The sequence below is a fragment of the Ohtaekwangia koreensis genome, from assembly GCF_900167975.1.
Classification (GTDB): Bacteria; Bacteroidota; Bacteroidia; order Cytophagales; family Cyclobacteriaceae; genus Ohtaekwangia; species Ohtaekwangia koreensis.
The window spans coordinates 1,742,634-1,755,214 of record NZ_FUZU01000001.1; the positions used below are offsets into that span (position 1 = coordinate 1,742,634).

7 protein-coding genes are annotated in these 12,581 nt (G+C 43.0%); 6 read left to right on the plus strand and 1 reads right to left on the minus strand.

All coding sequences use genetic code 11. The features are described from left to right. Positions 1-157 precede the first annotated feature (157 nt). Genes B5Y40_RS07360 through treY form a run of 5 tightly spaced genes read left to right on the plus strand, consistent with a single transcriptional unit; the run spans position 158 to position 11,003 of the window. A complete protein-coding gene (locus B5Y40_RS07360; protein ID WP_079686031.1) occupies positions 158-1,501 on the plus strand; it encodes a glycosyltransferase in 1,344 nt (447 codons plus the stop codon). Then, positions 1,488-2,792 carry a glycoside hydrolase family 57 protein gene (locus B5Y40_RS07365; protein WP_079686032.1) on the plus strand — a complete coding sequence of 435 codons (1,305 nt, stop codon included), beginning with the start codon at positions 1,488-1,490 and terminating at the stop codon, positions 2,790-2,792. The genes B5Y40_RS07360 and B5Y40_RS07365 overlap by 14 nt, the downstream gene beginning before the upstream one ends. Further along, positions 2,782-4,971, plus strand: a complete 2,190-nt coding sequence (gene glgX / locus B5Y40_RS07370; protein ID WP_245840490.1) for a glycogen debranching protein GlgX — start codon at positions 2,782-2,784, stop codon at positions 4,969-4,971. Before B5Y40_RS07365 ends, glgX begins: the two co-directional genes overlap by 11 nt. Then, the gene (gene treZ, locus B5Y40_RS07375) at positions 4,949-6,796 is read left to right on the plus strand and encodes a malto-oligosyltrehalose trehalohydrolase (RefSeq protein WP_079686033.1); all 1,848 of its coding nucleotides are present in this window, start codon (positions 4,949-4,951) and stop codon (positions 6,794-6,796) included. Before glgX ends, treZ begins: the two co-directional genes overlap by 23 nt. Then, positions 6,789-11,003 (plus strand): malto-oligosyltrehalose synthase, encoded by a 4,215-nt coding sequence (treY, locus tag B5Y40_RS07380; protein WP_079686034.1) that lies wholly within the window; start codon positions 6,789-6,791, stop codon positions 11,001-11,003. The genes treZ and treY overlap by 8 nt, the downstream gene beginning before the upstream one ends. 111 nt (positions 11,004-11,114) lie before the next feature. On the opposite strand, the gene B5Y40_RS07385 is transcribed toward treY, so the two are convergent. Beyond that, positions 11,115-11,705 carry a DUF4142 domain-containing protein gene (locus tag B5Y40_RS07385; protein WP_079686035.1) on the minus strand — a complete coding sequence of 197 codons (591 nt, stop codon included), beginning with the start codon at positions 11,703-11,705 and terminating at the stop codon, positions 11,115-11,117. A 117-nt stretch (positions 11,706-11,822) separates the two neighbouring features. Here B5Y40_RS07385 and budA point away from each other — a divergent pair, with 117 nt between their 5' ends. Beyond that, positions 11,823-12,554 (plus strand): acetolactate decarboxylase, encoded by a 732-nt coding sequence (gene budA, locus B5Y40_RS07390; RefSeq protein ID WP_159453625.1) that lies wholly within the window; start codon positions 11,823-11,825, stop codon positions 12,552-12,554. Positions 12,555-12,581: the final 27 nt, after the last annotated feature.

Genomic DNA, 12,581 nt, shown 5'->3' on the forward strand with positions numbered 1-12,581 from the left:
TTTCGGTATTAAAAGTATATATCACCCTTCTCAATAATGTTATAACAAACATAGAAAAGTGTGCTCAAATCGTTGGCATAGAATTTAACTGCTATACACTGCCAAGTTACTTTAACTATCTATTCTGCTGATTATCGTAAATACAGAGGGGTTTAATATGAGAGTATTAATGTTCGGCTGGGAATTTCCTCCACATATTTCGGGAGGTCTGGGAACAGCTTGCTATGGATTGACCAAATCGTTAACGAAAGAAAATGTAGAGATTTTGTTTGTTGTACCAAAATTGTTCGGAGGAGAAAGTCTTCCACGTGTTGATTTTATTGACGCGGGAAAAGTGCCCATTAAAATCAATCAACGAAAAGAAATAATTACTCAACAAATCGAAATACCAGGAGAGGAGCGTACAGAAGTGGAGGTCTCCATTACTACGATTGAAGTTGAGTCCAATCTATCACCGTATCGGTCAACAAGCTATCAATCCCCAGTGCTTCATATGGAAAGCTGGAGCTATACTTTAGAACCCACAACCAGCGAAGTAACTACCGAAGTAGAAGTGAGCGATACCTTCACGCATAAATTTTCAGGAACATACGGTCCTGATCTTATAGAAGAGACGAAACGTTATGCAGAAGTAGCAGCAGCGCTCGCGCGTGAACTTACCTTCGATATAATTCACGTTCACGACTGGATGACATTTCCTGCAGGCATTGCTGCACAAGAGGCCAGCAACAAACCTCTTATAGTACATGTCCACTCCACGGAGTTCGATCGTTCCGGAGAGAATATAGATCCGAGAGTATATAATATCGAGAAAGAAGGCGTAGAAAAATCCGATCATATTCTTGCTGTTAGTAAATGGACAAAAGATATACTGGTGTCACGCTATAAAATAGACGCTGATAAAATCAGTGTTGCTTATAATGGAATTGTTCCGAAAGATTTGAAAGATCTTCCTGCGATTCCATCGATAGGCTCTCATGTTGTAACTTTTTTGGGAAGACTTACTTTTCAAAAAGGTCCGTTCTACTTTGTTGAAGCAGCACGCAAGGTCCTTGAGAAGTTTCCAGATGCTCATTTTATTGTAGCAGGTTCGGGGGACCTTTTTCCGCAGGTTGTTGAACGTGTGGCACAGTTAAGACTCTCTTCGAGATTTCACTTTACCGGATTTTTAAAGGGTGATAATATCGATAAAGTATGGTCGGTATCAAGTGTATATGTGATGCCTTCTGTATCGGAACCCTTTGGTATTACCCCTTTGGAGGCTATACAAGCAGGGGTACCCGTAATTGTGTCCAATCAATCCGGTGTAGCGGAGGTAATGCCGCATGCTATAAAAGTAGATTTCTGGGAAACCGATGTGCTTGCTGATGCAATCTGCAATGTACTTGCGTACGAAAGTTTATCAACTACTTTGAAGAAGAACAGCCTGAACGAGATTAAGAACATTACCTGGGATAAAGTAGCAAAAAAAATAAAGAATATATATCATGAACTTATCTGACACTACAACCAAACAGCACCTGGTATTGTATCTTCAGGTGCATCAGCCACGCAGATTGCGTCCGTTCCGTTTTTTTGATATAGGATCACGCGGCGAATATTTTGATGATAGGCAAAATAAGGAAGTCGTTGAACGCGTAGCACGACAAAGTTATCTGCCAGCCAATGCTATACTGTTGAAATTGATAAAAAAATATCCACAGATCAAAGTGGTTTTTTCTGTTTCCGGTGTAGCAATCGATCAGTTTAAGGAATATACACCGGAAGTATTGCAAAGCTTCCGTGCATTGGCAAATACCGGTAACGTTGAATTTTTGTCGGAGACCGATCACCATTCCCTTGCTTGCATGATGCCAGGTGATGAGTTTGAAATTCAGGTGCTTGACCATACTGCAAAACTACATGAACACTTCGGTGTACGGCCTTCAGTCTTTCGCAATACAGAGTTAATATATAATGACGAGATCGGTAAACGTGTGGAAGCACTTGGATTCAATGGCGTCTTCATCGATGGCGTTGATCGTGTGCTGCATGGAAGAAGCCCACATCATCTATACCAGCATCCGGATCAGCAGGGTTTGAAAATATTCACACGGAACTATAATCTGAGTGATGATATAGCATTTCGTTTTGCACATCATGGTCCCTTAACCGTAGAGCGGTATATGTCGTGGCTGCAAGGTATACCGGCACATGAAGATCTGATTACGCTGGCAATGGATTATGAAACCTTTGGTGAGCATCAGAAACAAAACAGTGGTATACTTAACTTCTTCGAAGGCTTATTAAAGGCATTGGCTAAACAAGATAGAATTGTAATGGCAACGGCATCGGAAGCTATTGTAAATCTGAAGCCACGCCATATACTTTCAGTGCCACACTATATTTCATGGGCAGATCGTGAGCGCGATCTCTCTGCGTGGCTTGGAAACGACATGCAGCGTGATGCGTTTGATTGCATGGTGCGCATGGAACGCGACATCAAGTGTATAGATGATTCAGAACTCCTGGAACGCTGGCGCTGGTTGCAGACCAGTGATCATTTTTACTATATGTCTACCAAGAAGAATGATGACGGAAATGTTCATGCATACTTCAGTCCATACCCATCGCCTTACGAAGCGTTCATGAACTATATGAATGTACTGAATGATTTCTCTTACCAGGTAAGTGAGCATGAAAGACATCCGTTGAACAATCAGAAGGCAGGAGCAATTCGTTCGGAAGCAGAACGAAGGGAATTACACGTGCCTACATGGGCAATGAATTTACAAAACAGTTATGAGCACTAAAGAAATGGATGTAGAGCCGGCAACCCGGCCTAAGAATAAATTAAAAGCTTATCCCGGTAGCCCGTTTCCATTAGGAGCTACCTGGGATGGCAACGGTGTAAACTTTGCTTTGTATGCAGATAAGGCTACAAGCGTTGAACTTTGTCTGTTTGAGACACCAAACGATGAAGCAGAGTGTGCACGTATTAAACTAACAGAGCGATCACACCAGGTATGGCATATATATATACCCAGTCTCAAGCCCGGACAACTCTACGGCTACCGGGTGGATGGACCTTACGAACCACAGAATGGACAGCGGTTTAATTCTAATAAACTTTTGTTGGATCCATATGCAAAGGCTATAGCCGGAAAAATAGAATGGAACGATTCTCTTTTCGGATATGAGATTGGAAATGAAGAGGAAGACTTAAGTTTCAGTAAACTGGACAGCGCTGCATTTCTTCCGAAATGTGTCGTGGTGAATCCGTACTTCAATTGGGAAGACGACCGGCATCCAAAGATACCGTATCATAAGTCTATAATTTTTGAAACGCATGTGCGCGGCTTCACCAAACTTCATCCGGATATACCCGAAGAGATACGAGGCAGCTACGCAGCACTGGCACATCCGGTCACGATAGATTATTTAACGAAACTCGGGATCACCGCGATTGAATTAATGCCGGTGCATCACTTTATAGCAGACCGTCATTTAGTAGAGAAGGGTTTGACGAACTATTGGGGCTATAATACCATTGGCTTTTTCGCACCTGAAGTCCGCTATTCCAGCAGTGGTGTTTTGGGCGAACAGGTAACGGAGTTCAAAGACATGGTAAAGGAACTTCACAAGGCAAATATAGAAGTGATCCTGGATGTAGTATATAATCATACAGCAGAAGGAAATCAGATGGGCCCAACGCTATGTTTCAGAGGTGTTGATAACGAATCTTACTACCGGCTCGCAGAAGACAAGCGCTATTATATGGATTACACCGGAACCGGTAATACATTGAATGCGAATCTCCCCAATGTACTGCGCCTGATGATGGACAGTCTTCGCTATTGGATCACGGAGATGCACGTTGATGGTTTTCGTTTTGATCTTGCATCTACATTAGCCCGGGAGTTGCATGAAGTAAATAAACTGAGTGCTTTCTTCGATATCATTCACCAGGATCCTATTATATCACAGGTAAAGCTGATAGCCGAGCCATGGGATATAGGAGAGGGTGGTTACCAGGTTGGTAAATTTCCTTCCGGTTGGGCAGAATGGAATGGTAAATATAGGGACTGCATGCGCGACTACTGGCGCGGTGCGGATAGTGTACTGGGTGAATTTGCACAGCGCCTTACAGGAAGCTCGGATCTATATGAAGGAGATTATCGCAGTCCAACGGCGAGTATAAATTTCATTACAGCACATGATGGCTTTACGTTGAACGACCTGGTGTCTTATAATGAAAAGCACAATGAGGCGAATGGCGAAGATAATAATGACGGGGAGAGTCATAATCGTTCGTGGAATTGTGGAGAGGAAGGTCCTTCCAAAAATCAAGATATAGTTGCCTTACGCGATCAGCAGAGGAGAAATTTTCTGACCACGCTTTTTTTATCACAAGGAGTGCCAATGTTATTGGCAGGTGACGAAATAGGAAGGACGCAACAGGGAAACAACAATGCTTATTGTCAGGACAATGAGCTCTCATGGACCAATTGGGACAATGCTGATTCACAATTACTGGTGTTCACGCGAAAGCTTATTGCTTTGCGAAAAGAGCATCCTGTATTTTGTCGCAGACGCTGGTTCCAGGGACAACCGATCAAAGGTGTAGGCCTTCAAGATATAGCCTGGTTTATGCCGGATGGTTCGGAGATGAGTGAAGAACACTGGTCAAATGATCTTGCAAAATCGCTGGCTGTATTTTTAAATGGCAAAGGTATACATACTCCGGGGCCGAAAGGCGAACAGATCCTTGATGATGATTTTTATCTGATTTTCAATGCACATCATGAAGCAATGGAGTTCAAACTTCCGCCAACAAAGTATGCTCCTAAGTGGACGCGTTTATTAAATACAGCAGAAAGTAATATAGGACTTGGCGAGGAACATGAGGCAGAGAGTGTAATCAAGGTAGAAGGGCGCGCGATCCTTTTGCTGCAACATCCTATTGTTTATGACAAGTCCGGTAAACATTAACAGAAGATCGATAGGTGTAAACTTTACAGAAACCGGAGAAGCTGAAGTCCTGTTATGGGCACCGTTGTGTAACAAGGCGTGCATACGTTTATTGGACAGTAACCGTATGCACGCCTTGCAAAAACAGGAATATGGCTATTGGCATTTGCGCACGGATCAGTTACGGCCGGGTGATGTATATAGTTTTGTGCTGGACGAAAAAGAGGAACTTCCTGATCCAGCATCACTGTCTCAGCCCGAAGGTGTACATGGCCCTTCGCGCGCTATAGCTCTTCACGATTTTCAATGGACCGATCAGGAATGGAAGAATCCCTTGCTGGAGGACTATATATTCTATGAGGTACATGTCGGTACATTTTCTGATCGCGGTACATTTCGCGCACTCGAAAAGAAATTGCCGTATCTGAAATCACTGGGTATAAATGCCATTGAAATTATGCCGGTAGCACAGTTCCCCGGAGAACGTAACTGGGGATATGACGGTGTCTTTCCGTTTGCCGTACAACAATCTTATGGAGGAGCAAAAGATCTGCAGCATCTGGTGAATGCATGTCATAACCATGATATAGCGGTGGTACTCGATGTAGTATATAATCATTTTGGTCCGGAAGGAAATTACATGTCGAAGTTTGCGCCTTACTTCACGGATAAGTATAAAACCCCGTGGGGCGATGCTGTTAATTTCGATGATGCATGGTGTGATGGTGTGCGACAATATTTCATTGAGAACGTATTAATGTGGTTTCGCGATTTTCATATCGATGCACTGCGGCTGGATGCGGTCCATGCTATTAAGGATTTTAGCCCGATGCATATTCTTCGTGAAATACGCGAACATGTTAATCAGCTGATTCATGAACGGTGGAAAATGCATTATCTGATTGTTGAGCTTGACTTGAATGATACCCGCTATATAGATCATCCTGAAAGGGGTGGTTATGGAATGGATGCTCAGTGGATCGATGAATTTCATCATGCACTGCGCGTAACATCAGGTGAAGGACAAAATGGATATTATTCCGACTTTGATGGTATCCGTCACCTCGCCAAATCATACCGTGATGCGTATGTATATGATGGTATATATTCACCACACCGTCAGAAAAAGTTTGGTGTGAAGGCCGATGAACATCCAGGGTTTCAATTCATAGTATTCTCACAAAATCATGATCAGGTTGGTAACCGGATGTCAGGCGAACGTACCAGTCAGCTGGCAAGTTTTGAAATGCAAAAAATGTTGGCTGGCGCTATGTTGGTAAGTCCATATTTACCCTTGCTGTTTATGGGTGAAGAGTATGGTGAAACCAATCCGTTCCTATATTTCGTTAGCCATAGTGATCCTGAATTGGTGGAGAATGTCCGGAAGGGAAGGAAGGCAGAGTTTGCTGCATTTCACCTGCAAGGCGAAGCACCCGATCCGCAGGCAGAAGAAACTTTCCGTCAATCAAAACTGCAGTGGGAATTGCTGGAGCAGGACCAAAATAAAATTCTTTTTTCATTTTATCAATCCCTGATCGCCTTACGCAAAGAACTTCCGGCCTTGCGTCATCTCAACAGAAAGCAGTTGGATGTATCCTGGAATGAAGACACCAATACACTACAGCTTCATCGATGGGACCACGAACATCATGTGCTTTGCCTGATGAATTTTTCAAATTCACGGCAAACCGTTTCTGTTACCACCGAGCAGCGCTGGAAAAAAGTATTTGATTCCGCTGATCCTCAATGGAACGGACCTGGTGCCTCGGCCGATCTCCTTACCAATATTTCAGTTCTCGCGCTTCAGCCAGAATCCATTATACTATATACCTCTGAATATGTTTAATCCTGTAGCTACATATCGTATTCAATTTCATAAAGATTTTAATTTCAGTGATTTTGAGAGCAGTATACCGTACCTGCAAAAGTTAGGGGTACAGACTATATATGCATCGCCTATATTTGAGGCTGTGTCCGGCAGCATGCATGGATACGATGTTGTCAATCCACTGCGTATAAATCCGGAGATTGGAACGGAAGAGCAACTGCGCAGCATCAGCAAGCGTTTAAAGGACGCTGGCATTCATTGGGTACAAGACATTGTTCCCAATCACATGGCGTTTCATGCAAACAACATGTGGCTGATGGATGTACTTGAGAAGGGGCGCAACTCTTTATATGCTTCTTTTTTCGATCTGGCCTGGACGAGCGATCTTTTTCAGGGCCGACTTATTGTTCCTTTTTTAGGCAGTCCCCTCGAAGATATACTGTTCAATAAGGAGATTCAGATTGAATATTTTCAGCAGCGATTTGTAGTGCGCTACTATGAGAATACATACCCGATTCATCCACGTTCGTATGCTACGATACTGCAATCGGAGAATGCACCCGAGGCGATTCAGTCATTAGTCAGTCAGATTGCCGAACTTCATCAAATAGAAGATGCCATGTCCTATACCTTGCGATGGCATGAACTGCTGTTGCAAGTGGGTGCGCTAATGAACAACCCGGATATTCATGGCTATATACATGAACGCCTGAACTATATCAACGATCACGAAAGCCAGCTTCGTAGCGTATTGGAAGAACAGAAGTATAAACTAACAGCGTGGCGAAAGTCAGACGAGGAAATAAACTTCAGAAGATTTTTCACCGTCACCAACCTGATTGGACTCAACATGCAGCATGAGCGGGTGTTTGATCAGTATCATCACCTGATAAAGGTATTGGTGGAAGATGGTGTATTTCAGGGATTGCGAATCGATCACATTGACGGCTTATTTGACCCCACGCAATATCTGGAACGACTACGAAATATGGTCGGTCATGATGTATATATAGTGGTAGAGAAAATTCTGCAGGTAGACGAAGATCTCCTTGCATGGCCTATACAAGGAACTTCTGGATATGACTTCCTTGCATACGTGAATAATGTGCTTACCTATAATGAATCAGAGCGAAAGCTTTCGGTATTTTATAACAAAATGCTGGGCGATAAACAACCTGCAGATGTAAAAATATGGGATAAAAAAGCACATATACTATATCGCCACATGGCAGGTGAGTTGGACAATCTGAATCACTTCTTACTGGAGCTTAACTTGCTCGAAGAATCTGTTCAGGCAACGCTGAATCCGGAAGATATCAAAAGCACCGTGGCGGAATTCCTGATCCGGTGTCCGGTATACCGGTACTATGGTAACCAGATGCCCTTGCAGGAAGAGGAAGCAAAAGCTGTACATGGTATATTTCAGAATATCCGTGAACACAATCCACATCTGGCGGCAGCGTCAAATGCCCTCGAGGATGCTTTACTAAAGAAAACTCACAGTGAAGATATAGAGTATAATGAACGGGCGCTCCGGTTTTATATGCGTTGCATGCAGTTCACCGGGCCACTCATGGCAAAGGGTGTTGAGGATACGCTGATGTATACTTACAACCGGTTTGTTGGTCATAATGAAGTGGGCGATTCGCCTGTGTTTTTTGGTATTACCAATGAGGAGTTTCATGCGCGCATGCAGGATCGCAAGAAGCGCTGGCCGCTTACGATGAACGCTACCTCTACGCATGATACAAAACGTGGCGAAGATGTTCGTACGCGACTCAATGTTTTGCCTGAGCTTACCGATGAGTGGATTGCTGTTGTAAAAGAATGGCAACGTATAAATGCACCAAAGAAATCGTTGGGAATGCCCGATAGCAACGATGAGTATTTTATATACCAGACATTGATTGGTGCACTTCCTTTTCAAGAGGACAATACGTTCGGGCAGCGACTCGAGGCATACCTTCAAAAGTCATTGCGTGAATCAAAAAGAAATTCCGATTGGGCATCTCCAAATGAGACATACGAGAAAGCAACGATAGATTTTGCGCTGCGATTGCTCCATAGGGGAGATCGTTTTTGGAAGAGCTTTGAAAAATTTAATACTACCGTTTCTGACTTTGGAATTGTAAACTCATTGGCACAAGTGCTTTTGAAATTTACATGCCCCGGTATCCCCGATATATACCAGGGTTGCGAACTGTGGGATTTCAGTTTGGTAGATCCTGATAACAGGCGACCGGTCGATTACCATCAACGGATGCAGTGGTTAATAGCCATGGAAGAACGTGCTAAAGATAACCCATCATCTTTCTTACAGGAGCTTTGGGATACCCGATATGACGCACGGATCAAGGAATGGCTTACACATGTACTGTTGCATGAGCGAAAAAATGCAGCTGATGTTTTTTCCGAAGGTGAATATATACCGCTATCTATAGAGGGCATCTATAAAAATCACGTTCTTGCTTACGCAAGGAGACATAAGAAAATATGGTATATTATTGCTGTGCCACTACACCTCGCATCGCTTGGTAAAAGTCAGAATAAAAAGCCACTCGATATACGGTGGAAAGACACTAGAATTGTTTTACCTCGTGAGCTCTCCGGTACACTGGAGAACGTTTTGCTGAAGATAAAGCAGGAGCAGCAAGGCTATATTTTGGTAAAAGATATATTCAAAGATATACCGGTAGCCTTTTTTAAACTTGAATACGTTCCCAAAGAGCGGGGTGCTGGAATTTTGTTGCATATAACATCACTGCCATCGCCGTTCGGTATAGGCGATCTGGGGCCGGAAGCATATGCGTTTGCAGATTTTCTATACCGAGGTAATCAAACATACTGGCAACTTTTACCTCTGGGCCCTGTTGACGAAGGAAGTAAGTATTCCCCCTATAGCGCCTTCTCCGGCATGGCGGGAAATACATTGTTGATTAGTCCGGAATTATTGATGAAGGACCATTTGCTTTCATTCCAGCAATTGGAGCAGTATAGCCAGCCGGTTGTTGATGCTGTTAGCTTTGCCAATGCGCATGACGTTCGGGAAGCGCTATTGACACTTGCCTGGAAAAATTTCACAGCGAATAAGAGACATTCACTTCATGGTCCCTTCAGAAAGTTTACCGAAGAAGAAGCGTATTGGCTGGATGATTTTTCCCTATATATAGTGCTAAAACAACAACATGAAAATCGCTGCTGGTGCGACTGGCCTCACGAGTATAAAAGACGCGATCCGGAAACGCTTGCTCAATTTGTTGCACAGCATTCTGAGACAATCTTGTACGTGAAGTGGCTTCAATTTATTTTCTCCAGGCAGTGGAAGAAACTAAGAGCTTACTGTGCAAGCCTGGATATTCAATTGTTTGGTGATCTTCCGTTTTATATGTGCTACGACTCTGCAGATGTATGGGCACATCCGGAAATTTTTCATTTGACAGAGGATGGGAGCATTCAATATATAGCAGGTGTACCTCCCGACTACTTTAATGTAGACGGGCAGCTTTGGGGGATGCCCGTATTTCGGTGGGATATATTGAAAGCGGATGGCTATACCTGGTGGGTGCAACGCCTGCGCAAGAACATGGAGCTATATGATATACTCAGACTTGATCACTTTCGTGCGTTCTCAGGGTATTGGGAAGTGCCGGCTGGTGAAAAGACTGCTATCAATGGCAAGTGGCAACCCGGTCCCGGTCCTGACTTTTTTAAAGTACTCCAGGAGCAACTTGGAAAGCTTCCTTTTGTTGCCGAGGACCTGGGCGAAATCACCGAAGATGTATATCAACTCCGCGATGCCTTTAAGTTACCTGGTATGAAGGTGCTTCAGTTTGCTATCAGTGATGATATCGGTAAATCCTTGTATAGCCCTCACAATTATAGCAATAGTAATTTTATAGCGTATACCGGTACGCATGATAATAACACGACACGCGGTTGGTTTCAAACGGATCTCAAAAGGAATAATTTAAAAGAGCTTTCCAATTATACCGGTATCCCTGTAAAGGAGAGTACAATTCATGAGGTGGTAATACGGATGGCTTATAGTTCTATTGCTAAAATAGTGATTGTGCCCTTACAAGATGTATTGGGTATGGATGCAAAGTCACGGATGAATACGCCAGGTTCTACAACGAGTAACTGGTTGTGGCGTTTGTTGCCAGGTCAAATAACCGCTGCTACCGAAGAACAATTACGCACATGGATCAGACTATATAATCGTTGATTATTACGTTGATCGTTATATAATACCTACAGAGTTTAAATACTTCAATAACAAAAAAGAGGAGTGCTCGTAAGAACACTCCTCGCTGAAGTATATATAGAAAGAGGGGTTTTACTTTTTAGCCTTATCTTTTTGATCGAAGGCTTCCTTGGCTTTCTTTGCCATTTCAAGGTGATGCGTCAGGATTGGTAATTTTGCAGCAGCCCATGACTTAAGCTCAGGATCTTTTCCATCTTCAGATTCCTTGCGGAATGCATCGATGTCTTTTTCATGATCGTCAATCATATTTTCGATATAGGCCTTGTCGAATTCTGCTCCTGATTTTTCGGAGAGGTCATCATACTTCTTTTTGTATTTGTCGCTTACAGAGTCAGGAATTGAAATGTTTTTTTGTTGCGCCAATGCTTTCAACTCTTCATTTGCTTTTCCATGATCAGCTACCATGCTTTGTCCAAAGGCTTTTACCTGAGGATCTGTGCCCTTGCTCTCGGCAAGTTTTCCGAGTTCAACTTCCGCCATACCACCATCGGCTGCAGCTATAGCAAATTCCCAATCTGCCTTGAGATCGGTTTCGTCAAACTTCTCTTTATTTTCTTCCTTCGCTTCTTCTTTACTGTCTTCCTGCTGTTTGCTCTTATCACAGGAAACGGCAATGAACGTTAGTGCAAAGAGCATTAATGAAATGTGTGCATACTTTTTCATATAACAATTTTTTGGTTCACGGACTATAGATAAAAAACTATGCCGGCTTCAAAATATACCGGCTAAGCGTGGCATAAGATTTACACACATTCAATGAACTCTATAAAATTTCTGTCTATGCGCTTTCTTACCTTTTTCCTGGTTGGATCAGTTGTTATGATTCAGTCAGATCCACGGCTCAACCGCCAGTCGGATAGTCTTTATTATGCATCCCTGAATGAAGCTATATACCAGGGACAATATGATGGTGTTACAACAGTTCATGAACTGCAAACCCATGGTGATTTTGGTGTCGGGAGTGAAGAGAAGCTTGAAAGTGAGTTAGTGTTATTGAACGGAGTCGCCTATGGTATACCGGAGAACGGTAAAGCCCGCGTGATGCCAAAGTATAGCAAGATTGCCTTTGCCGCGGTTAAGTTTTTTATGAGCGATAAAAAGATTTTTGTTAAGGAGGCGATGACGATGAAAGAACTCGAGTCGCTACTTGATTCTGTAATTACCCAGAACGCATTTGCAGCGATACGAGTCAAGGCCACATTTTCATCCGTTCGGTATAGATCTTTTGAAAAACAGGAACAGCCATACAAACCTATTAAGGAAGTTGAAGAAAAGATTTTCACCCGCTCGTCTGTGGATGGAGATCTTGTAGGATTCTTTACTCCAAAAGCTGCTGAAGTATTAAATAGCCCTGTTTATCATTTTCATTTTATAGATCACCAAAAGACAACAGGCGGACATCTGCTCGATTGTTCCATTGCTAAGGCTGAAATAGATATAGACTATACTTCGGAGTTTACAACAAAGCTCGCCAATCCTTCGCTTCTCCAACACATAGACCTGAACGAATAATTTCAAAGTAAAAAAGTTAAGGGGCCA

Bases quoted from the DNA above. Each gene is read 5' to 3' on its own strand.
- B5Y40_RS07360 (WP_079686031.1), top strand. From the start codon at position 158: ATGAGAGTATTAATGTTCGGCTGGGAATTTCCTCCACATATTTCGGGA.
- B5Y40_RS07365 (WP_079686032.1), top strand. From the start codon at position 1,488: ATGAACTTATCTGACACTACAACCAAACAGCACCTGGTATTGTATCTT.
- glgX (WP_245840490.1), top strand. From the start codon at position 2,782: ATGAGCACTAAAGAAATGGATGTAGAGCCGGCAACCCGGCCTAAGAAT.
- treZ (WP_079686033.1), top strand. From the start codon at position 4,949: ATGACAAGTCCGGTAAACATTAACAGAAGATCGATAGGTGTAAACTTT.
- treY (WP_079686034.1), top strand. From the start codon at position 6,789: ATGTTTAATCCTGTAGCTACATATCGTATTCAATTTCATAAAGATTTT.
- B5Y40_RS07385 (WP_079686035.1), bottom strand. From the start codon at position 11,705: ATGAAAAAGTATGCACACATTTCATTAATGCTCTTTGCACTAACGTTC.
- budA (WP_159453625.1), top strand. From the start codon at position 11,823: ATGCGCTTTCTTACCTTTTTCCTGGTTGGATCAGTTGTTATGATTCAG.